Here is a 22274-nt window from a genome sequence, read left to right as displayed (position 1 = left end):
GAGCTAAATTTTACTGACAACAAATAGTTACCGTCACTATGCAATATAATATCCCTACGTTGCTCACTCTTTTTCGTGTTGTACTCATCCCGTTCTTTGTGCTGGCGTTTTACCTGCCAGTTGTCTGGGCACCCTTTGCGTGCGCATTGATCTTCCTTATCGCAGCGGTAACAGACTGGTTTGATGGCTATCTGGCGCGCCGCTGGAATCAAAGCACCCGTTTCGGCGCCTTCCTCGATCCGGTGGCGGATAAAGTGATGGTCGCGATTGCCATGGTGCTGGTGGCCGAGCACTATCATACCTGGTGGGTGACGCTGCCTGCGGCAACCATGATTGGCCGTGAGATTATTATCTCTGCGCTTCGCGAGTGGATGGCGGAACTGGGAAAACGCAGCAGCGTGGCGGTCTCGTGGATTGGTAAAGTGAAAACGACGGCGCAGATGGCGGCGCTGGTCTGGATGCTCTGGCGTCCGAACGCCTGGGTTGAGTGGGCGGGAATTGGCCTGCTGTGGGTAGCGGCAGTGCTGACGCTGTGGTCAATGCTGCAATATTTGAACGCTGCCCGAGGGGATTTGCTTGATCAGTGATCGTTTCGCCGTAATTTTCAGCAAACGATCCGGGGATCCAAAAAATAACGTTGACTCATAACGTCATATCAGTAGAATGCAACGCATCGAACGGCGGCACAGTCAGCCGGACGATAATGAAATCAAGTAGTTAGACATTTACTTGATGACATGCGGGAATAGCTCAGTTGGTAGAGCACGACCTTGCCAAGGTCGGGGTCGCGAGTTCGAGTCTCGTTTCCCGCTCCAGATTAAAGACATGCGCAATAGCGGGTGTCAGTTTGAAAAGTTTTACGGCGCGTTAGCAAAGCGGTTATGTAGCGGATTGCAAATCCGTCTAGTCCGGTTCGACTCCGGAACGCGCCTCCACTTTCTTCCCTGGCCGGATGGTGGAATCGGTAGACACAAGGGATTTAAAATCCCTCGGCGTTCGCGCTGTGTGGGTTCAAGTCCCACTCCGGCTACCATGGGAAAAGTAGAATAAAATCAATGATAAGCAGTGTCGTATAAACCACCGAAAGGTGGTTTTTTTATTGTCTATTTTTACCATTCATCTTCGACACGAGAAGAGGGTATTACTGCCCCGCAATCACCAACCAAACGCGCAACACGCAATAAGTTACCAGCTGATTTCATCCCATCCGATGCTTTTCCATCATCTCATTATGGTAGGAAGAAGTTAAGCCTGACCATCTTACGCCAGGCCCAACAATCGGTGGGCTTTTTGATGGAGTATGAGCAAATGATATTTTCAACGTTCGTCAAAAACCTTGAGTATCGCGATTCGGTATATAAAGTAACCAAGGACAATGAGAGCACCAGACGCTGCACCCCAGATAAAACGGGATTCGTCTTTTGAAAATGAAAAGAAATAAATACAGGACAATAGGCCCGCAGAAGCAATTCCCATCCCCAACCCGCGCAGAATTCTGGATGCTATTAGTTTGATAATGTCCTGAGTGTTCATAATCCACCAAAAAAGTATTTACATACTTCGTTAAATTCATGCTTGTTTACATCTGCTACGCTGCATGCGTCAAGAAAAGGTTTCAATTTTTCTTCAACAAGAAAATACAGAAGATCTAAATCACCCATACTCTTAAGTCGGTAGTAGAGTACAGGGTTCTGGTTTTCAAGCTTTCTAGCCGTATAGATAGCTCTCGATGTTTCTGCACCAATCGTGAGAGCGCTTCCGATGACCACGCCAGCGGCGAACGAGGTCATAATGCGTGACGATACGGCAGCGCCTAGTTTTACTCCGGTTAACTCAGCGAATATGAATTTACCAGCCATTACGCCAGTAAAATTTTGTGCAATGCCCTGAATATTATCAATGTTCACTTTTGACATGAACTCTCTGATAACGGCGTTAACTATTTTTTGAGCTTCCTGATTAACCGATATTCCTCGTTTGAGCATGTTCGCCATCCTCACACGATCATCAAAATTAGCGTGGCGATGAGTTGTGTCTATAAAGTCATAACCGAGGTAATACATGCTAACCGGAAAAGAGAGCATTCCCTGCGCTACAGAAACCAGGAAGCCGGAATCGCCAGCATCAAGACTCTTCAGCATCCTTTTTGCCAGGGATTTCGCGCTGTCCATTCCTAACCTTCCTTATGGTTTTTGTTTGTGTAACATACAGAATGATAATGAGGATACTACGAAAAAGAAAATGCAAAGCCCCACCGAAGTTGAGGGGGATTGTAGTGTTACACTTTTGTCGAAGCGTCGACGCCATGTAGACGCTGCTTTTGAAGCAGCCATTCAAACGCTTCACCTTCCGCTTGATTGTGAGAAAAACTTAATTTAGTTCTCCAAAAATAGTGGTAGCAGAAGTGCAACCATCACCAGTGATTACCCTATAAGAGAGTCATACGTATCATAAATTTATGATACGTATGACTCTCTTATAGTTTTTAAAACCCCTCGGCGTTCGCGCTGTGTGGGTTCAAGTCCCACTCCGGCTACCATGGGAAACAAAGAATAATCAAAGCAATAAGCAGTGTCGTGAAACCACCGAAAGGTGGTTTTTTTGTGCCTCTGGCTTAGCGCGAAGTGATCATATCTCATCATCATCCCGATCCTGCTGTGCCCAAGGATTTGCTGCCATACCAGAACGGTAAGCCTAACTTTCTAATATCAACCCCGGAAAGCAGGGCGATTTTCAGCTAACCTGCAACCAATCTTAAACAAACATTTCACTGGTCAGACACAGGTTGCCGCCGCTGATAAACTGGTTGGTATCCACCCCGGAGAGCGGAAGGTTATTGTCATGCAATATGAAGAACAGCAGATTATCAACGGCCTTTTCGAGCGTCTTAAACAGGCCGGACAACAAAACAGCCAACGGGATGCAGATGCGGAGCGTCAGATCGCTGAATTCGTCAGACAGCAGCCTGCGGCCCCCTACTATATGGCGCAATCGATTTTGATTCAGGAAGCGGCGTTGAAACGCCTGCAGTCCAGGGTTCAGGAGCTGGAAAGCGAATTAGCCGCGCAAAAAAGCAAACCCTCGACGGGCGGCAGTTTCCTCGGCGGCCTGTTTGGTGGCGGGAAAAGTAACCCGCAGCCTGACAACAGCTGGAATGCCCAGCCGCAACAGCCGCCGGCGCAGGATTACTCTCGGGCGCCAGCGCCGGCTACTCGCGGCGGCGGTTTTATGGCTGGCGCGCTCCAGACAGCGGCTGGCGTGGCCGGTGGCATCGCGCTTGCTGAGATGCTTACCAGCATGTTCCATCAGTCGCGGCCGGAAGAGATAGTGAACATCATCGAAGAACCGACAATACCCGTCGGTGGTGAACCGTTTGTCGGTAATCAATACGGCGACTTCAATAACGTCTCTGACACCCGTTTCCTCAACCAGAACGATCCGCTCGGCAATAATAACGACGCCTGGCTGAACGACGATGTAGATGACGACTACAGCAATGACGACGACAGTTTTATTTAACGACGTTATCGTGTGACCACCGAAATGAAGTGAACCCCGAAAGTTGGACATCCAACGATTAGGGGTTTTGCGTTTCCGGGTCAAAAGAATCCTTCGACGCTACCCCTGAAGGCTCATAAATTAGATTCGTTTTACTACTTTCCTTACTAGCAAACCTGTAAGAATTGCCGGAAGCAATCTAAATAAAGAGGCGATATCGACTAAGGTATCCTCTAATTCTTCTATTCCGTATGTGCCGAAATGGTCCATCACTGTATAAGCGCATTAGGCAGGTATCACATCACACCCCGCCCAAATACGCCTTCCTCACCTCCTGATTCCCCAGCAGCTCCTCGCCGCTGCCGGTCAACCTGATCTGTCCGTTTACCATCACATACCCGCGGTCAGAGAGCTTCAGAGCGTGATGCGCATTTTGCTCCACCAGAAAAATGGTCATGCCGTTACGGGCCAGCTCGCGCAGGGTCTGGAAGATCTGTTTCACCACAATCGGCGCCAGACCGAGGCTCGGTTCATCCAGCAGCAGCAGCTTCGGACGGCTCATAAGCGCCCGGGCGATCGCCAGCATCTGCTGTTCGCCACCGGACATGGTCATCGCGCGCTGCTTGCGCCGCTCTTTCAGGCGAGGAAAAAGGTCAAACATGGTTTGCATATCTTCAGCCGCAAACTGGCTGCCGATGGGGATAGTCCCCATCAGCAGATTCTCTTCAACGGTCATATCCGGAAAAATTCGTCTGCCTTCAGGCGCCTGCGCAATGCCGCCGGACGCGACGTAGTGGGTGGATTTATGGCTGATATCTTCACCGCCGAAAAGGATCTGCCCGCTGCGGATACGCGGCTGGCCAAAGATGGACATCAGCAATGTCGATTTTCCCGCGCCGTTTGCGCCGATCAGCGCCACGGTTTCCCCCTTATTCACCTCGAGGGAGACCTGCTTCAGTGCCTGAATGACGCCGTAAAAGACATCCACTTCGCGAAAAGCCAGCAGCGGTTCGCTCATAGGGAGACCTCACTTTCGTCCGTACCCAGGTAGGCGGCAATGACCTTTTCATCATGCTGGATCTGCTCGGGTTTCCCCCTGGCAATCACATCGCCGTGGTCGAGCACGATAATGTCGTCCGAAATTTCCATCACCATCCCCATATCATGCTCAATCAGCAATACCGTGATGTCATGATGATCCCGCAGAAAGCGAATAATGCTGCTCAGCTTATGCGTTTCAACCGGGTTCAGTCCGGCTGCGGGTTCATCCAGACAGATCATTTCCGGCCCGGTACACATTGCCCGCGCGATTTCCAGTCGCCGCTGCTGGCCGTAGGACATCTCTCCCGCCAGGCGATTGGCGCACTCCACCAGATCTACCACTTCCAGCCAGTAGAAGGCTCTGTCCAGGGCGTCGCTTTCTGCCCGCCGGTAGGACGGCGTATTCAGGATCCCGGCAAGCAGATTGCGGTTAACGCGCATATGCTGCGCCACCAGCAGGTTTTCCACGACCGACATCTCGCGAAAAAGACGGATATTTTGAAACGTGCGCGCCAGCCCGGCACGGTTGACCAGATGCGTGCCGCCGAACATTTTGTAGAACAGACGCAGCCCGAACTGCGCGGGGTTAATCCAGTCGCCGGGCTGGAATTTTTGTCCGAGGACCTGAATGACGTTGGTCGTTTTATGGCGGGTATTAAATAAAATGTTGCCGCCGGAGGCTCTGTAGAAGCCCGTCAGGCAGTTAAACACAGTTGTTTTTCCCGCTCCGTTTGGCCCAATCAGGGCGGTAATGGAGCCACGCTTCACGTCCAGGTTGACGTCGTTTAGCGCTTTAATCCCGCCGAAGTGCATCATCAGATGTTCAACGCGCAGTATCGTTCCGTTCATGGTGCGACGCCCTTACGCACGGCAAACCCGTTGCGGTTGATGCGGATCAAACCGCGTGGACGCCAGATCATCATCACCACCATCAGCATGCCAAACAGCAGGACGCGGTACTCGGCAAAACTGCGCAGCAGTTCCGGCGTTACCGTGAGCACAAAGGCGGCCAACACCACGCCAAGCGTAGAGCCCATACCGCCCAGCACCACAATGGCGAGGATCAGTGCCGATTCAAAGAAGGTAAACGAGGTAGGATTCACGAACCCCTGATAGGTGGCGAAGAACACCCCGGCAATGCCCGCGGTCGACGCGCCCAGCGTAAAGGAGGAAAGCTTAACCAGAACATGATTCAGCCCCATTGAGCGGCAGGCAATTTCGTCTTCACGCAGCGCTTCCCACGCCCGACCAATCGGCATGCGCGTCAGGCGGTGCTTAATGTAGAGCACCAGCATCACCACCAGAAACAGCACCGCGTATATAAAAATAAACTTCATGTTCGGGTTGTAGGTCAGGTGGAAAAATTCGTGGAAGGGCACGCCGCCTTCTTTCGCGCGTCGTCCAAATTCCAGGCCGAAAAAAGTGGGGGGAGGGGCCGACACGCCGTTGGGTCCGCCGGTGAAGGTCAGCCAGTTGTTCAGTATCAGGCGAATAATCTCCCCGAACCCGAGGGTGACGATGGCCAGATAGTCACCGTGCATGCGCAGTACCGGGAAACCGAGCAGGGCGCCTGCGGCGGCGGCCATGATCGCCGCCAGCGGCAGCATGCTCCAGAAACCTAAGCCGAGATACTGGTACCCCAGCGCCAGACCGTACGCCCCAATCGCGTAGAACGCGACATATCCCAGATCCAGCAGACCGGCCAGACCCACGACGATGTTCAGCCCCAGACCGAGAAGCACGTAGATCAGCCCGAGAATGGCGACGGTCAGCACATATTTAGTGGCAACAAACGGAAAGCAAATCGCAAGAGCAATCACCAGAGGAATAATCCAGCGCATGCGGCTTTTGTATTCCGGTGGCCGGACATATACGCCTGCGCTATCGGCTTCGAAGCGTGCCTGGAAACGGGCGCCCGCGGCGGTACCTAAAAAGGCGCTCAACAGAAAACGTCCGAGCATTACGGTGCCCACCATCCAGGCCAGGCGCTGCCCGGCGAAGGTAAAGCTGTACCCGTCCAGCACCACGCCCGCAATGGGGCCGAAGATAATCAGCGCAACCAGCCCGGAAAAGATCGCGTCCAACATGCAGCGTTTAAGTGAAAAGCCGTGTGATGTCATCATTCTCTCCTTCACACCTTGGCCACAACCGGGCGCCCGAGCAGTCCCTGGGGACGGAAAATAAGGATCATGACCAGCAGGCCGAACGAGAAGACGTCTTTATAGTCCGAGTTCACCATGCCCGAAAACTGGGCTTCCGCCACGCCCAGGATAAGGCCACCGAGCATGGCGCCAGGGAGGGAGCCGATGCCGCCGAGTACCGCCGCCGTAAAGGCTTTTATACCGATCACGAACCCGACGTAGAAATCAAAGGTGCCGTAGTTCATGGTGATCAGCACCCCCGCCAGGCCCGCCATCGCCGCGCCGATAACAAAGACAAGCGAAATAATCCGGTCGGTGTTAATCCCCAGAATGGAGGCCATCTTACGATCCTGCTGGACCGCGCGGCACATTCGCCCCAGCCGGGTACGATTGATTATCCAGGTGAGCACCAGCATGCCGGCAAACGAGGCCACCAGAATAAACACTTTGGTGTAGGTTATCTGCACGAACCCGTCGCCCAGATGCAGGCGAATCACGCCGTCCAGCATGGTCGGCACCCCTTGCTGGCGCGGGCCCTGGCTCAGCTGCGCGTAGTTTTGCAGGATAAGCGACATCCCGATGGCGGAGATCAGCGGCGCCAGGCGCGTGGAGTTACGCAGCGGCTTGTAGGCGATACGCTCGATGGTCCAGCCGTACACCCCGGTGACCACAATCGTGAACACCAGCGTCCCGAGGATCAGCAGCGGGAAGGACTGCAGTCCGAAGAACGAGAGCAGCGCCAGGCCAATGGCGCAGAGATAGGCGGAAATCATATACACTTCGCCGTGGGCGAAATTAATCATGCCGATAATGCCGTACACCATGGTATAGCCGATGGCGATCAGGCCGTAGACGGAACCCAGCGTTAAGCCATTGATTAACTGTTGCAGGAAGAATGTACTCATCTTAGCGCGCTCGTTTTATAGGCCGCGCGAGACGCGCAGCCTGATGTTTATTACGCGCCGACGGGCAGGCCCGCCGACGTTGAGCGTGACTCCGTCCCGTTACTGCACTTCCTTATATTTTCCTTTGTCGTCCCACTGGTAAACCACGTAGTCAGAGACCTTCAGGTCGCCTTTGCTGTCCCAGGCTTTTTTGCCCATCACCGTGTCGACGGAATTGGCCTTTAGCCACTCGCTGGCTTTGGCAGAGTCCTTGCCGCCGGTGGCCTTGAAGGCCGCGGCAATGGCCTGTACGGAGGCATAGGAGTAAAGGGTGTAACCTTCCGGCTCGAATTTACCGGCGCGGAATTTCTCGATTACCGCTTTACCGTCCGGGATCAGGCGCGGGTCTTTACCGAAGGTCATGTAAATGCCGTTGGTGTACTGCGGGCCGCCCGCCGCGGTCACCATCTCCTCGTTGACGATACAGTCACCGGAGAAGAATTTGGCCTGCACGCCCTGTTCACGCATCTGGCGAACCAGCGGACCGGCTTCCGGGTGACAGCCACCGAAGAATACGACGTCCGGTTTTTGCGCGCCGATCTTCGTCACCAGCGCGTTAAAGTCTTTTTCACCGCGGGATAACCCTTCGTACATCACATCCTGAACCCCGCGTTTCGCCAGCGCCGCTTTGGTGGCGTCAGCCAGACCCTGACCATAGGTGTCTTTGTCGTGAATAATCACCACACGCTTGGCTTTCAGCTTGTCGATGATGAAGTCGCTGGCAACCTGGCCCTGCTGATCGTCGCGGCCGCACATGCGGAACATGTCGCTCATGCCGCGTTCGGTAATCAGCGGGTTAGTGGAGCCGGGAGTAATCGCAATAATGCCCGCGTCGCTATACACCTCGGAGGCGGGCATGGTGGAAGAGGAGCAGAAATGGCCGACCACGGCGTTGACTTTATCCTGGTCAACTAAACGGTTGGCAACGGCGACGGCCTGCTTAGGCTCACAGGCATCATCCCCCTGAACCAGTTTGATCTTCTCGCCGTTAATGCCGCCTGCGGCATTAATGTCTTCAGCGGCCTGCGTTGCGCCGTGCCAGTACTGATCGCCATAGGTGGCATTCGGGCCCGTGAACGGCCCGGCCACGCCAATCACAATATCTGCCCGGGCGGAAAACGCCGTCACCAGGCAACCGGCCAACACAAGAGAAAGAGGAGTTCTGATAAATTTCAGCGACATTATTATGTTCCTTAGCAAAGAGGTTTTTGCACCACGGCGTAAACCCGAACGCCCGACGGCGCAGCCAATCCGAAACACGAGCAAGAACAAAATGCACTAAACGAACAAGATACAGACGGCATCCTGCATATTACGGCGAGATTTCCCTGCGCAGAGACGCGCGAAGAACGTTAAGCAAAAACGTTGCCAGAATGGTTAACCCATTGACGGGCATGTGACATGTTTGAGTATAGAGCGCCTCGTTATGCCGCCTTAAGGGAGGAGAAGAAATTACAGCGGAGATCACATATCGTTAACAATAAAGCCCATAAGTTGTGCAAAGGTCACGGTTTGCACGTTTTTGCAGCAATAAAGACCTAAACTTCAGCCCGGAGAGGGGTGAGATATGTGTTAGGATCGTTTCCTTTTTTGCAGGAGTATCAGCGATGACTGAAGGCCCATTGAATGAAAGCGAAATGGCGTGGCTTGAAGAGACGTTAATGTCTTACGGTCATGATGACGCGTCCGTGATTGACGTGTCCGAACTGGACGGCATGCTTACCGCAGTGCTTTCCGGTCCTGTTGTCGTTGAGCCAGATGCCTGGCTGGTGGCGGTGTGGGGGGGCGAGAAGTACATTCCGCGCTGGAAAAACGATCGTGAGATGAACCGTTTTATCGATCTCTGCTTTAAGCACATGAACGATATTGCCGAACGTCTGAGCGAATACCCGGATCAGTTCGAACCGATGTTTGGCTATAACGACGTGGACGGTGAGAGTTATACCGTGGTGGAAGAGTGGTGCTATGGCTACATGCGCGGTGTGGCTCTGACGGACTGGTCAGCCTTGCCGGAAGCCCTGAAGGCCGATCTTGATGTGATTGCGCTGCACGGGACGGAAGAGAACAGCGAAAAGCTGGATGAACTGTCCGAAGAGGAATATATCGCCAGCATCGAGAGCATCCAGCCTGCGGCGCTGCGCCTGTATAATTACTGGGTAAACAACCCGCAGCAGCCGGAAGCGAAGAAGCCGATTGTGAACGGTACGAAAGTCGGGCGTAACGATCCGTGTCCTTGCGGCAGCGGGAAGAAGTTTAAGAGCTGCTGTTTGCACTGATAAAAAAGGGGCTGATGACAGCCCCTTTTATTCAACCCACTTCCGGCAGCATCCCTGCTGCAATCAACACCTGCACCAGAATAATCACCACCCCGCAGCCAAACACAACGCACAGCAGCGGTTTTCCCCCCGCCACGCGGTACCCCTGCTGAGAGTGCTGCTGACGGCTTTTCCATGCCAGCAGGGAGGGGAGGAGGAGGGCAAGGATCGAGAGCGCTACCCCTGCGTACCCCAGCGCCATCACAAACCCGCGCGGGTAAAACAGCGCGAACGCCAGCGGTGGTAGGAAGGTGATTGCGCCCGTCTGTAACCGTCCCGCGGCGGTATTACGACGCTGGAACAGGTCGGCCAGGTAATCAAACAGGCCGAGCGCCACGCCCAGGAACGAGGTTGCCAGCGCCAGGTCGGCAAACAGGTGTACCGCCAGCTCAACGTGCGGGGAGGTGACGACCTCGCGCAGGGCCAGCAGAAAACCGTTCAGGCCAGCGTGTTGCGCCATCAGCCCAATAAAGGTTGAAGAGTCAATGCTGCCCAGCGTCACCAGCTGCCAGAAAATATAGGCGATCAGCGGGATCGCGCTGCCGATAACAAAAACGCGGCGCAGCTTGCGGATATCGCCGTTCATATAGCTGACGATGCTCGGCACGCTGCCGTGGAAGCCAAACGAGGTGAAAATGACCGGGATAGCGGAGAGCGCCAGACCTTTTTCCAGCGGCAGCGTCAGCAGGTTGACCTTGTGCACGTGCGGGGCCAGCAGCACCAGCATGATAATCAGGAAGAGAATTTTGGCGCTGAACAGAAAGCGGTTAAACAGATCGACCAGCGACGTTCCCACACAGACCACGCCGCCGCCGATGAGTGCAAAGAAGATGGCGCCCGTTGCAGGGGTAATGTCAGAGCCAAACCAGTCGTTGACGCTGGAGGCGATCAATTCCCCGGCGCCGCTAATGTAAGCGGCGGTCAGGGCGTACATCAGGAACATCATGCTAAAGCCGGTTATCCACTGGCCGTAGCGTCCCAGATAGCGCGCCGCAAGCGAACCCAGCCCGGTGTCGGCTGGCACGTGCTGGTAAACCTCAAGCAGCAGCAGGGCGGTGTAACACATCAGCGCCCAGAGCGTTCCCAGTAGCAGCAGGGTCATGCCAAATCCCACGCCCGCGGCTGCCAGTGGCATTGCCAGCATTCCTGCGCCAATCGTCGTTCCGGCGACGATAAAAATACTTCCCAGGGTTCTGTTTTTCACGCTTTCCTCTACAACGATGCTTAACCGCGACAAAATCTGCGGCGCAGAGTAAGGGAAAAGCCGTAATTCGTCAAATCACCGTTACAAGTAGTGTAATGAATGGTTTACGAAATAATGACCATCTGATCCTTTATAGGTTTCTGCCTACTTCATAAGGGCAATGTTGCTGCGCGACATTCCGGCGTAACGTAAACAATAAGTATAAATTATCAAATTAAGTGAGGGTTTTATGGCAGGTGAGAATCCTTTTACCGCGGCGTGGAGTCGGGGAGGTAACCTGTTGTGCCATGGCCACTGGATAATCAGCTGGCAGAACCAGCCCCTGAATCTTCCCGAGTCCCGTTGCGAAAAGGATATGGGCACCTGGGGGATCTATTCGGTTATCGATCCTGAAGATGAAACCTTTGCGCAAGGCTTACAGGAAGATGAGTGGATAATCGAGAATGTCGACTGGTTAACGGATATGTTCTTCGAGGTGGGTATTCCGCTCGAGACGGCCAGCTACCGCTATTTTTACCAGGCCGTGAATCCCCACGACTGGCGCTGCACCAGCTGTGCGGGGTGTATGTAAATTAACGCGGTGCCGGAAACCGACACCGCGCTGATATTAATTCTGAGTATCGAGAGTGGAAAGTTCTTTATCAATAAAGTAAAGACCTTCGCCAGATTTCCCCACCAGAGATAATTTATCCAGCACGGATTTAAACAGCTTCTCTTCTTCGTGTTGTTCAGCGACGTACCACTGCAGGAAATTAAAGGTTGGATAATCCTGGCTGGTCATCGCAGCATGAACCAGTTCGTTAATTTTCTGGGTGATCAGCTGCTCGTGCTCGTAGGTGGCGCGGAACAGTTCATCGAGAGAATTATACTCAGCAAACGGTGAGGCCACGGTGTCAATGCGCGGCAGGCTGCCCGTATCTGTCAGATAATCAAACAGACGCTGCATGTGGGTCATCTCTTCCTGAGCGTGACGACGCAGAAACGCGGCCGCACCTTCGAAGCTGTGGTAGCTGCACCAGGCGCTCATCTGCTGGTAGAGCAGGGATGAAAAAAGCTCAAGATTCATTTGTGCGTTGAGCTTGTCGATCATTTCAGTTTTCAGCATGTTGACGCTCCGGATTATTATTTCTGGTCCACAATGAGCGACACTATAATTTGTTATTTAATTATTTGCAAAACGTAAAATTATTATTTTATTTATTCAAAATACGAATGGGAATAAAACGCATTGGCGATTTTTATAATGTATTAATGAGAATTATTTTTGTTCGTAATGAAATAAACTGCCAGCACACGCTGGCAGCTTCGATTAATACCACGGATTATTTGACTTAGGATTAACGGCGTAACCCATACATTTGTACTGGATAGTCACGCTCTCGTTCAGGCACAGAGAACCGCTTGTCAGGGTACAGGTTTTAATGGGCTGACCATAGGCTGAGGCGGTGGCATACCCCATGCTCTGACACGCTTTTGCCGCCGTGCCGTTGTTCACATACTCATCGGAATACGCATTTTGCAGCGCTGCCTGGCCGTAATCGAGGCGGACGATGCCGTTCGGCGCGTCGAGGCTGCTGACTTCAGCCTGGCGGTTAATACTGCACCCCGCGAGCAGCAGGAGTGTGCCGGCTACAATGACTCTTTTCATGGTTCGCTCTGAGTGGATGGAAATATGTTATCGTACCCGCAGATGCCCGCTGCAATGCCTGGAATAGCCGGACAATCTGCCCTCACTCTTTGCAACGGGTCCGGGATGAACGCTGTCAGGCCACACGCTAAGAAAATTGTGATGTGAATCACAAAAATATTGATTTTTGTGACAATGGTCATATTATAGGCGCATTGACAATAAAGTTGTATAACAAGTTAATGGAGCCTCATCGTGAAACTGCGCAAAATCCTGAAAAGCATGTGGGCCAATTACTGCCGCACGTTCAAAGACGTGCCGCCGGGCGCCATGTTCTGATAAAAAAACCTGCTTCGGCAGGTTTTTTTATACCTGCAGGCATTGAAGGGAAGATGTCAGGGGGCGTGTTTTGGTACTATGGCGGCCTTTAAATAAGGAGAAAGCCCCCATGTCACAAAACCTGAGCGCCGATCAGGAACTTGTCTCTGACGTTGTCGCCTGTCAGCTGGTTATCAAACAAATCCTTGATGTTCTGGACGTGATTGCGCCGGTCGAAGTGCGCGAGAAGATGTCTACCCAGCTCAAAAACATCGATTTCGCCAGCCATCCTGCTGCCGCAGATCCGGTAACGCTTCGTGCGATCCAGAAAGCCATCGCGCTGATCGAACTGCGATTCACGCCGCAGGGTGAATCCCACTAAAGCAGGGAAATGGGCGACGGTACGTGTCGCCCTTTGATGCTGTCAGAAGAACGTCTGGACCAGCAGGTAGCTCGCCGCGCACGCGCAGCTCACGCCAATCAGCCCTGGCAAAATGAAGCTGTGGTTGATGATAAATTTCCCGATGCGGGTCGTGCCTGACCGGTCAAAACCGATGCAGGCCAAATCACTTGGATAGGTTGGCAGCACAAAATAGCCGTATGATGCCGGGAAAAAGGCGATCAGCATTTTCGGGTCGATGCCCAGCATGAGGCCCATAGGCGCAACGGCCGTCAGCGCCGCCGCCTGGCTGTTCACCAGTTTCGACACCAGAAACAGTACAATGGCATACGTCCACGGGTGGCTTTTCACCACGCCTTCCAGCGCCAGCTTTAACTCCTCGAGATGTGCCTGAAAAAAGGTATCGCTCATCCACGCCACGCCGAACACAGAGAAGATCGCGACCATACCGGCTTTGAATACCGCGCCGTTGGAAATGGCCGACGCATTGACCTTGCAGGCCATCAGCATCACCGCGCCCGCAATTAACATCATCATCTGAATGACAAGGTTCATCGACAGCGCCGTCATTTTGCCTTTCACTTCAAAGGCGGGGCGCAGTTCAGGGAATGCACCCAACAGAACGACCACGGCAATACCGGCAAAGAAAATCCACGTGGACCAGTAGGCCTGTTTAGGAAAACGTTGATTCATTAACGTCTCCGTTCCGCCGTAGATAAATTCGCGCTGCTTAGGATCTTTCAGCTTTTCCTGAAACTCCATGTCATCGGCCAGATCTTTCCCACGGCGTAAGCTCCACAGGGCCGCTATGGCCACGCCAAAAAGTGAAGCGGGAACCGAGACGGCAAGTATTTCCAGGATCCCCCACGCGTGGCCGAGCCCATGCTGGGCCGCCAGGATGGAGACCAGCGACACGACGGCAACGGAAACGGGGGAGGCCGTGATCGCCATCTGCGACGCGACCGATGCCACGGCCATAGGGCGCTCCGGGCGGATCCCTTTTTTCAGGGCGATATCCGCAATGATGGGGAACATGGTGTAGACCACATGCCCGGTGCCGCACAGAAAGGTTAGCATCCAGGTGGTGAAAGGGGCGAGCAGGGTGATGTGCTGCGGGTGTTTGCGCAGAAGACGTTCAGCAAACTGCATCATGACGTTGAGACCGCCCGCCGTTTGCAGGGTAGCGGCACAGCCAATCACCGCAAGGATGGTCAGCATAACGTCAACCGGCGGTTTACCCGGCTGCAGACCAAAGACAAAACATAAAATAAAAAGACCAATACCGCTGATTAACCCAAGCCCCATTCCGCCGAAACGCGTACCCGTCAGCAGGCAGAGGAGAATGACAACAAACTCAATGGTGATCATGATGCTCCCTCGTCAATGATTATGTAACTAAATAAATCATCACACGTTGTGTGGTTAATCATTGGGAGCCAGATCTGATTTGTTAAATTTCAGCAAAAGCAGAAGGTTGGAGAGGGGAAGGGAGCCTGCTCCTCCGGATGGGAGCAGGCCAAAAAACTCAGTGGTGCTGCACCGCCACGATGTCGAGCAGATGACGGTCGGTTTGCTCAGGACATAAACCCGCCTGCTGCGCATTATGGATCTCATCCGCCAGCGTCTTCAGCAGAAGGCCATCCTGCTGCTGCTCTTTATCCATATCGCGTAAGAATCTGAGCGTCGTAATGTCCTGCTGCGCTTTGGCTTCATCGGCCAGTTTGCTGAGGGTGCTGCAGCGTTGTTCATACTCTTCAAGCGTTTTCTGAAACAGTTCTTCCAGGCAAGAGTAGTTCTCGTTGATCCCATCAAGAGCTTTAACGACAGGATTTGCCCCTGCGGCTTTCAGGAAGTTAAAGACACGCATCATATGAGTGACGTTACTTTGCGCCTGAGAGCGAAAGAATGTGGCAGATCCCGTGAGGCTATTCTCGGCACACCATGCACTTAAGTGAAGGTGCAGATTCGAGGCGTAGAACTCAAGGTTCATCTGCGCGTTAAGTTTTTGCATCATCGTTTGGGTAGCCATACTCATATCCTTATTGACTGTGGGACGTGATGTCCGTTGCTTAACCTGAGCGCCAGGCAAATATGAAGAAAAGAGCAGAAATACACATTCTGCCGTGACCGAAGTCGACCGAAATACACTTCCTGTGTTCGATATAAATAAGCATACCCTTGTCTGTGGTCTAAGAAAACTCTTAATTAGGCTGTGTTTACCATACATTACAAAGCTTAATATAGTACAGAAAAGCAATTAGCTCGCCATGAAGTGAGTGCTTTTTAAGTGTCTAAATATTAAGGTTTTTTACTGAGGTGACACACTGTTACTCTTTCGAAAATATTAAGTTGGAATAATGCTCCGTGAAAAAGAGAAATACGGCTTAATCGTTTCGAATATATGATGTGCCAATAAAATTGCGCTAAATCAAATTCTGCGGAATAACGTTTTTCCTGGTGCGTTATACATTCTTGATAAAACAGCATGTGAACCCGTTTAATGCCAGGCGCCGTTTTGCCCGCTGAGGAGCATCAGGGATATCTTAGCTAATCTTATGGATAATTCTGCTTAACCCCCTTCCATTTGTCTGACAAATCCTGCCTTTTTTATGTCATTTTTCGCTGAATTTATGTACGCAATTACTGTAATTCTGCGGTGTGATGGGGCTCTCTTATGGATGATTAATTTCCCGCTAAAACTATCACCAGCAATAACGCTTATGACGAGGTAAGCGCTAATGCCTTGTTTTAAGTCCGATTAAATTAGAAGCACGCACATATTCCCTACAGAAAAGAATGCTAAAGCTGGAGTTTACCATGCACAAATTTACTAAAGCGCTGGCGGCCATCGGTCTGGCTGCCGTTATGTCACAATCCGCTATCGCTGAGAATTTAAAACTCGGTTTTTTGGTAAAACAGCCCGAAGAGCCCTGGTTCCAGACTGAGTGGAAATTCGCAGATAAAGCCGGGAAAGATTTAGGTTTTGAAGTCATTAAAATCGCCGTGCCTGACGGCGAAAAAACCCTGAACGCCATCGACAGCCTTGCGGCCAGCGGTGCAAAAGGTTTCGTTATCTGTACCCCTGATCCAAAGCTGGGATCGGCGATTGCGGCGAAGGCGCGCGGTTACGACATGAAGGTCATCGCGGTTGACGATCAGTTCGTCAACGCTAAAGGCAAGCCGATGGATACCGTCCCGCTGGTCATGATGGCGGCGACAAAAATTGGCGAACGCCAGGGCCAGGAGCTCTATAAAGAGATGCAAAAGCGCGGCTGGGATGTCAAAGAGACCGCGGTGATGGCTATCACGGCTGACGAGCTGGACACCGCACGTCGTCGTACTACCGGTTCAATGGATGCGCTAAAAGCAGCCGGCTTCCCGGAAAAACAGATCTATAAGGTCCCAACCAAATCCAACGATATCCCAGGCGCTTTCGACGCCGCGAACTCTATGCTCGTCCAGCATCCGGAGGTCAAACACTGGCTGGTGGTCGGCATGAACGACAACACCGTGCTGGGCGGGGTACGCGCGACGGAAGGCCAGGGCTTCAAAGCGCCTGACGTGATCGGGATTGGCATCAACGGCGTTGACGCCGTCAGCGAGCTGTCCAAAGCGCAGGCTACCGGTTTCTACGGTTCTCTGCTGCCAAGCCCGGACGTTCACGGCTACAAATCCAGTGAGATGCTCTACAACTGGGTCACCAAAGGGGCCGAACCGCCGAAATTTACCGAAGTGACCGACGTGGTGCTGATCACCCGCGACAACTTCAAAGAGGAGCTGGCGAAAAAAGGACTGGGCGGTAAGTAATACGCTGTGATTGCGCCCCTCATACATCGTGAGGGGCCAGACGTGCACACTACAGGAATCACGGAGACGTTATGCAACAGTCTGATCCGTATCTCTCTTTTCGCGGCATCGGGAAAACTTTCCCCGGTGTGAACGCGCTGACCGATATCAGCTTCGACTGCTATGCCGGCCAGGTTCACGCCCTGATGGGGGAAAACGGCGCGGGTAAATCCACGCTGTTGAAGATCCTCAGCGGCAACTACGCGCCCACTACCGGCACGCTGGCCATTCGCGGCGAAGAGTTGGCGTTTGCAGATACCACGGCGGCGCTCAATGCAGGGGTTGCCATTATCTATCAGGAGCTGCACCTCATCCCTGAGATGACCGTGGCGGAAAATATCTATCTAGGACAGCTCCCGCATAAAGGCGGCGTGGTGAATCGTTCGCTACTTAATTATGAAGCGGGGCTGCAGCTTAAACACCTGGGTCTGGACGTCGATCCCCAGACGCCGCTGAAATATCTCTCCATCGGCCAGTGGCAGATGGTTGAAATTGCCAAGGCGCTGGCGCGTAACGCCAGAATTATTGCCTTTGATGAACCCACCAGTTCGCTCTCTAAGCGTGAAATCGAAAATCTGTTCCGCGTGATCCGCGAATTGCGTCAGGAAGGCCGTACGATCCTGTACGTTTCGCACCGAATGGAAGAGATTTTTGCCCTGAGCGATGCCATCACCGTGTTTAAAGATGGACGCTATGTGCGCACCTTTACCGACATGGCGCAGGTGAACCATGACCAGCTGGTTCAGGCAATGGTCGGACGCGAGCTGGGTGACATCTATCACTGGCAGCCGCGCCAGTACGGTCCGGAACGCCTGCGCCTGGATAGCGTAAAAGCACCGGGCGTCAGAACGCCGATTTCGTTATCGGTTCGCAGCGGCGAAATCGTCGGCCTGTTTGGTCTGGTGGGCGCCGGGCGCAGCGAATTGATGAAAGGTCTGTTCGGCGGTACCCGTATTACCGATGGTCAGGTCTCCATTGACGGCGAACGGGTAGATATTCAGAAACCGGCCCACGCGATCGGGGCGGGCATGATGCTCTGCCCGGAAGACCGTAAAGCAGAGGGGATCATTCCGGTGCATTCGGTACGCGACAACATCAATATTTCCGCTCGCCGCAAGTTTATTCGCGCAGGCTGCCTGATAAACGATAGCTGGGAGTCGAGCAACGCCGACCACCATATTCGCTCGCTGAATATCAAAACGCCGGGTCCGGAACAGCTGATCATGAATCTTTCCGGCGGAAATCAGCAGAAAGCCATTTTAGGCCGCTGGCTGTCAGAGGATATGAAGGTGATTTTGCTGGACGAGCCGACGCGCGGTATCGATGTGGGGGCAAAACACGAGATCTATAACGTGATCTATGAACTGGCAAAGCGCGGCGTGGCGGTGCTCTTCGCCTCCAGCGATCTGCCGGAGGTGCTTGGCGTGGCCGACCGCATTGTGGTGATGCGTGAAGGCGAAATTGCCGGTGAATTACTTCATGAACAGGCGAATGAACAACAGGCGTTGAACCTCGCCATGCCTAAAGTCAGCCAGGCTGTCGCCTGAGTAAGGAGTTAATGATGTCCTCTGTTACTACATCCGGGGCGCCGAAATCGAAATCGGCGCTGAGTTTTGGGCGTATCTGGGATCAGTACGGCATGCTGGTCGTCTTTGCCGCGCTGTTCCTCGCCTGTGCTATTTTCGTCCCTAATTTTGCCACCTTCATTAATATGAAGGGGCTGGGGCTGGCTATTTCCATGTCCGGGATGGTGGCCTGCGGTATGCTGTTCTGTCTGGCCTCCGGCGATTTTGACCTGTCGGTGGCGTCGGTGATTGCCTGTGCGGGCGTCACGACGGCCGTGGTAATCAACATGACGGAGAGCCTGTGGATTGGCGTCCTGGCCGGACTGCTGCTCGGCGTCATCAGCGGTCTGGTGAACGGTTTTGTTATCGCTCGCCTGAAGATTAACGCCCTGATAACCACGCTTGCGACAATGCAAATTGTCCGCGGGCTGGCCTATATCATCTCCGACGGTAAAGCCGTGGGGATTGAAGACGAGCGCTTCTTTACCCTGGGTTACGCCAACTGGCTGGGTCTGCCCGCGCCTATCTGGCTGACCGTGGCCTGCCTGATCCTGTTCGGCTTCCTGCTCAACCGAACCACCTTTGGCCGTAACACGCTGGCGATCGGCGGTAATGAAGAGGCGGCACGCCTGGCAGGGGTACCGGTGGTGCGAACCAAGATTATTATCTTTGTGCTCTCAGGGCTGGTTTCTGCCGCCGCGGGGATTATTCTGGCTTCGCGTATGACCAGCGGCCAGCCGATGACCTCTATCGGTTATGAGCTGATCGTCATTTCGGCCTGCGTTTTAGGGGGCGTGTCCCTCAAGGGAGGCATCGGAAAAATCTCATATGTTGTGGCCGGTATCCTGATTTTAGGCACGGTGGAGAACGCCATGAACCTGCTGAATATTTCGCCGTTCTCTCAGTACGTGGTACGTGGCCTGATCCTGCTGGCAGCGGTGATTTTCGACCGTTACAAGCAAAAAGCGAAGCGTACCGTGTAACCCTTTTTTCCGTCTTTTATTGCTCAACTTATAACCATAGTTGACCCCTGAACCGCCCCGCCAGTAAAACTGGCGGGGCGGTTGTCAAATGGCGAGCCACGTCACACTGTCTATACTTACATGGCTATGAAAGAGGTAAAGGCGTTTACCTCTCGTAAACCGTAAGGAGGAAAAGGGTGGCTGACATGTTAACCGCACCGCCTGTACTGCCCGGACATTATGCTTTCTTTTTTGATCTCGACGGCACGCTCGCCGGGATAAAACCGCACCCCGATCAGGTGTCTATTCCGGAGGCGGTGTTACAGGATTTGCATCAGCTCTCGCTCATGAACGAGGGAGCACTGGCATTGATATCAGGGCGCTCAATGGCCGAGCTGGATATGCTCGCCAGTCCTTACCACTTTCCGCTGGCCGGTGTACACGGAGCGGAGCGCCGCGACATCCATGATCACACGCATATCGTTTCACTCCCCGACGCACTCACGCAAACGCTGCATAAGCAGCTCTCTGCAGCGCTGGCCGTACTGCCCGGCACCGAGCTGGAAGCCAAAGGCATGGCCTTTGCCCTGCATTATCGTCAGGCGCCGCAGCACGAAGATGCCGTGCTCGCGCTTGCTCATACGGTTGCGGATGCGCATCCACAGCTGGCGCTGCAGCCGGGCAAATGCGTAGTCGAGTTAAAACCGAGGGGGATTAATAAAGGTGCAGCCATCGCCGCATTTATGGCGGAGGCACCATTTAAGGGCCGGACGCCTGTTTTCTTAGGGGATGACCTGACCGATGAGGCCGGGTTTCGCGTGGTGAATCAGGCCGGAGGTATCGCCGTCAAGGTGGGGCCTGGTGACACCGTTGCCGAATGGCGACTGGCGGATGTCGCCAGCGTCTGGCAGTGGATATCTGACATCGCTAACCAGCAACAACAACAAATAGCGCAAAGCAAAGGGGGAAACCATTATGGGTCGCTTAGTCGTCGTCTCTAACCGAATCGCACCGCCTGATGACAAAAAAGCCAGTGCGGGTGGCCTGGCGGTAGGGGTGTTAGGTGCCTTGAAAGCCGCTGGCGGGCTGTGGTTTGGCTGGAGTGGGGAAATCAGTGAAGAAGAGAAGCCGCTTAAAAAGGTGACGCGCGGAAACATTACGTGGGCTTCATTTGCATTAAAAGAGAAAGACTATGACGAGTATTACTCGCAGTTCTCGAATGCCGTCCTGTGGCCTGCGTTTCACTATCGTCTTGACCTGGTCAAATTTCAGCGTGAATCCTTCGAAGGCTACGCGCGCGTGAATGCGCTGCTGGCGGATAAACTGCTGCCATTAATAGAAGAAGACGATATTTTATGGATCCACGATTATCACCTGCTACCCTTCGCGAGAGAGCTGCGAAAGAGGGGGGTGAATAACCGGATTGGCTTCTTCCTGCACATTCCTTTTCCGACGCCGGAAATTTTTACCGCGCTGCCACCGCATGAAGAGCTGCTGGAGGCGCTGTGTGACTACGATTTGCTTGGCTTCCAGACGGAAAATGACCGCCTGGCATTCCTTGACTCCGTGTCAGGGAAAGCCCGTCTGGTGACAAAAGGCGGAAAAACTCACACGGCCTGGGGGAAAACCTTCCACACCGAGGTGTATCCAATAGGAATTGAACCAGACGAGATCGCGGAGCAGGCCTCAGGTCCGCTGCCGCCGAAGCTTGCGCAGCTTAAGAATGAACTTAAGCACGTGAAAAATATCTTCTCGGTTGAGCGCCTTGATTATTCCAAAGGGCTGCCGGAACGCTTCCTGGCGTATGAAACGCTGCTGGATAAATATCCGCAGCACCACGGTAAAATCCGCTATACCCAGATCGCGCCGACGTCGCGCGGTGAGGTTCAGGCCTATCAGGATATTCGCCACCAGCTGGAAACAGAAGCAGGGCGCATTAATGGCCGCTACGGGCAGCTGGGCTGGACGCCGCTCTTTTACCTGAATCAGCATTTTGATCGTAAGATCCTGATGAAGGTTTTCCGCTATGCGGACGTTGGGCTGGTCACGCCGCTGCGCGACGGGATGAACCTGGTGGCGAAAGAGTATGTGGCGGCCCAGGATCCTGCCGACCCGGGGGTTCTGGTGCTTTCCCAGTTTGCCGGGGCTGCAAATGAGCTCACGTCTGCGCTTATTGTTAACCCTTACGACAGGGATGACGTGGCTAACGCGCTGAATCGTGCCCTGACAATGCCGCTCACGGAACGTATTTCCCGCCATGCCGACATGATGGAGACGATCCGGAAGAACGACATTAACCACTGGCAGGCGCGTTTTATTCAGGATCTCCGGGATATCGCTCCGCAAAGCCATGAAGGCGATCTGCAAAAAAAGATCGCGACCTTCCCTAAACTTGCCTGATTTTCCGCTGGGG

The 22274-nt window shown here is 53.4% G+C and carries 23 protein-coding genes and 3 tRNA genes; 15 read left to right on the top strand and 11 right to left on the bottom strand.

Annotated features, from left to right (window positions below; translation table 11 throughout):
- Positions 1-38 precede the first annotated feature (38 nt).
- From pgsA to USH94_RS15005, 5 genes are all read left to right on the top strand, one after another.
- Positions 39-587 (top strand): CDP-diacylglycerol--glycerol-3-phosphate 3-phosphatidyltransferase, encoded by a 549-nt coding sequence (gene pgsA / locus USH94_RS15025; protein WP_008500348.1) that lies wholly within the window; start codon positions 39-41, stop codon positions 585-587.
- Between the two features lie 152 nt (positions 588-739).
- A tRNA-Gly gene (locus USH94_RS15020) sits at positions 740-815 on the top strand.
- A 46-nt stretch (positions 816-861) separates the two neighbouring features.
- Positions 862-935: transfer RNA gene (locus USH94_RS15015), tRNA-Cys, on the top strand.
- 11 nt (positions 936-946) lie between these two features.
- A tRNA-Leu gene (locus tag USH94_RS15010) sits at positions 947-1033 on the top strand.
- A gap of 32 nt (positions 1034-1065) precedes the next feature.
- Positions 1066-1425, top strand: coding sequence for a hypothetical protein (locus USH94_RS15005; RefSeq protein WP_111964855.1), 360 nt, complete (start codon positions 1066-1068; stop codon positions 1423-1425).
- A gap of 104 nt (positions 1426-1529) precedes the next feature.
- Here the strand turns inward: USH94_RS15005 and USH94_RS15000 are convergent, their stop codons facing one another.
- Positions 1530-2171, bottom strand: a complete 642-nt coding sequence (locus USH94_RS15000) for a hypothetical protein (protein WP_258525043.1) — start codon at positions 2169-2171, stop codon at positions 1530-1532.
- Between the two features lie 670 nt (positions 2172-2841).
- On the opposite strand from USH94_RS15000, the gene USH94_RS14995 reads away from it, so the two are divergent.
- Entirely contained in the window at positions 2842-3519 is a 678-nt protein-coding gene (locus USH94_RS14995; protein WP_111964854.1) for a DUF2076 domain-containing protein, read from the top strand.
- 280 nt (positions 3520-3799) lie between these two features.
- Here USH94_RS14995 and USH94_RS14990 read toward each other — a convergent pair whose 3' ends face one another.
- From USH94_RS14990 to USH94_RS14970, 5 genes are all read right to left on the bottom strand, one after another.
- Positions 3800-4516, bottom strand: coding sequence for an ABC transporter ATP-binding protein (locus USH94_RS14990; RefSeq protein WP_111964853.1), 717 nt, complete (start codon positions 4514-4516; stop codon positions 3800-3802).
- Positions 4513-5388 (bottom strand): ATP-binding cassette domain-containing protein, encoded by an 876-nt coding sequence (locus tag USH94_RS14985; protein WP_111964852.1) that lies wholly within the window; start codon positions 5386-5388, stop codon positions 4513-4515. Before USH94_RS14985 ends, USH94_RS14990 begins: the two co-directional genes overlap by 4 nt.
- Entirely contained in the window at positions 5385-6659 is a 1275-nt protein-coding gene (gene livM / locus USH94_RS14980) for a high-affinity branched-chain amino acid ABC transporter permease LivM (protein WP_111964851.1), read from the bottom strand. The genes USH94_RS14985 and livM overlap by 4 nt, the downstream gene beginning before the upstream one ends.
- An 11-nt stretch (positions 6660-6670) precedes the next feature.
- Positions 6671-7585, bottom strand: coding sequence for an ABC transporter permease subunit (locus tag USH94_RS14975; protein WP_111964850.1), 915 nt, complete (start codon positions 7583-7585; stop codon positions 6671-6673).
- 99 nt (positions 7586-7684) lie between these two features.
- Positions 7685-8806, bottom strand: a complete 1122-nt coding sequence (locus USH94_RS14970; RefSeq protein WP_023312277.1) for a branched-chain amino acid ABC transporter substrate-binding protein — start codon at positions 8804-8806, stop codon at positions 7685-7687.
- Between the two features lie 425 nt (positions 8807-9231).
- Between USH94_RS14970 and USH94_RS14965 the strand changes: the two genes are divergently transcribed.
- Positions 9232-9900: a YecA family protein gene (locus USH94_RS14965; RefSeq protein ID WP_111964849.1), complete on the top strand. Its 669-nt coding sequence runs from the start codon at positions 9232-9234 to the stop codon at positions 9898-9900.
- Between the two features lie 31 nt (positions 9901-9931).
- Here USH94_RS14965 and tyrP read toward each other — a convergent pair whose 3' ends face one another.
- Positions 9932-11143, bottom strand: a complete 1212-nt coding sequence (tyrP, locus tag USH94_RS14960; protein WP_111964848.1) for a tyrosine transporter TyrP — start codon at positions 11141-11143, stop codon at positions 9932-9934.
- A gap of 229 nt (positions 11144-11372) precedes the next feature.
- Between tyrP and USH94_RS14955 the strand changes: the two genes are divergently transcribed.
- Positions 11373-11714, top strand: coding sequence for a hypothetical protein (locus tag USH94_RS14955; RefSeq protein ID WP_111964847.1), 342 nt, complete (start codon positions 11373-11375; stop codon positions 11712-11714).
- 36 nt (positions 11715-11750) lie between these two features.
- Here USH94_RS14955 and ftnA read toward each other — a convergent pair whose 3' ends face one another.
- Positions 11751-12248, bottom strand: a complete 498-nt coding sequence (gene ftnA / locus USH94_RS14950; protein ID WP_111964846.1) for a non-heme ferritin — start codon at positions 12246-12248, stop codon at positions 11751-11753.
- Between the two features lie 204 nt (positions 12249-12452).
- On the bottom strand, positions 12453-12791 hold the full coding sequence (yecR, locus tag USH94_RS14945; protein ID WP_111964844.1) for a YecR family lipoprotein: 339 nt from the start codon (positions 12789-12791) through the stop codon (positions 12453-12455).
- 234 nt (positions 12792-13025) lie between these two features.
- Here yecR and azuC point away from each other — a divergent pair, with 234 nt between their 5' ends.
- Together azuC and USH94_RS14935 are read left to right on the top strand one after the other, a co-directional pair.
- Complete coding sequence (gene azuC, locus USH94_RS14940; RefSeq protein WP_014884364.1) at positions 13026-13109, top strand: stress response protein AzuC; 84 nt, start codon at positions 13026-13028, stop codon at positions 13107-13109.
- Between the two features lie 109 nt (positions 13110-13218).
- Positions 13219-13470, top strand: coding sequence for a DUF2766 family protein (locus tag USH94_RS14935; RefSeq protein ID WP_008500405.1), 252 nt, complete (start codon positions 13219-13221; stop codon positions 13468-13470).
- Between the two features lie 42 nt (positions 13471-13512).
- Here the strand turns inward: USH94_RS14935 and USH94_RS14930 are convergent, their stop codons facing one another.
- Both USH94_RS14930 and USH94_RS14925 read right to left on the bottom strand, forming a co-directional pair.
- Positions 13513-14856 carry an anaerobic C4-dicarboxylate transporter gene (locus USH94_RS14930; protein WP_111964843.1) on the bottom strand — a complete coding sequence of 448 codons (1344 nt, stop codon included), beginning with the start codon at positions 14854-14856 and terminating at the stop codon, positions 13513-13515.
- Between the two features lie 157 nt (positions 14857-15013).
- Positions 15014-15517 carry a non-heme ferritin-like protein gene (locus tag USH94_RS14925; protein ID WP_111964842.1) on the bottom strand — a complete coding sequence of 168 codons (504 nt, stop codon included), beginning with the start codon at positions 15515-15517 and terminating at the stop codon, positions 15014-15016.
- Positions 15518-16305: 788 nt separating this feature from the next.
- Here USH94_RS14925 and araF point away from each other — a divergent pair.
- From araF to otsA, 5 genes are all read left to right on the top strand, one after another.
- Positions 16306-17295 carry an arabinose ABC transporter substrate-binding protein AraF gene (araF, locus tag USH94_RS14920; RefSeq protein ID WP_003859687.1) on the top strand — a complete coding sequence of 330 codons (990 nt, stop codon included), beginning with the start codon at positions 16306-16308 and terminating at the stop codon, positions 17293-17295.
- A 71-nt stretch (positions 17296-17366) separates the two neighbouring features.
- The gene (araG, locus tag USH94_RS14915) at positions 17367-18881 is read left to right on the top strand and encodes an L-arabinose ABC transporter ATP-binding protein AraG (protein ID WP_111964841.1); all 1515 of its coding nucleotides are present in this window, start codon (positions 17367-17369) and stop codon (positions 18879-18881) included.
- Between the two features lie 14 nt (positions 18882-18895).
- Positions 18896-19882: an L-arabinose ABC transporter permease AraH gene (gene araH, locus USH94_RS14910; RefSeq protein ID WP_023312268.1), complete on the top strand. Its 987-nt coding sequence runs from the start codon at positions 18896-18898 to the stop codon at positions 19880-19882.
- A 176-nt stretch (positions 19883-20058) separates the two neighbouring features.
- Positions 20059-20862, top strand: coding sequence for a trehalose-phosphatase (gene otsB, locus USH94_RS14905; RefSeq protein ID WP_111964840.1), 804 nt, complete (start codon positions 20059-20061; stop codon positions 20860-20862).
- Complete coding sequence (gene otsA / locus USH94_RS14900; protein ID WP_111964839.1) at positions 20837-22261, top strand: alpha,alpha-trehalose-phosphate synthase; 1425 nt, start codon at positions 20837-20839, stop codon at positions 22259-22261. Before otsB ends, otsA begins: the two co-directional genes overlap by 26 nt.
- The last annotated feature ends 13 nt before the right edge of the window (positions 22262-22274 follow it).

It is taken from the genome of Enterobacter sp. 148H3 (genome assembly GCF_034107425.1).
GTDB classification, from domain to species: domain Bacteria; phylum Pseudomonadota; class Gammaproteobacteria; order Enterobacterales; family Enterobacteriaceae; genus Enterobacter; species Enterobacter vonholyi.
Note: the sequence above shows the minus strand (reverse complement) of the source record. Positions and strands in the feature narration are given on the sequence as shown.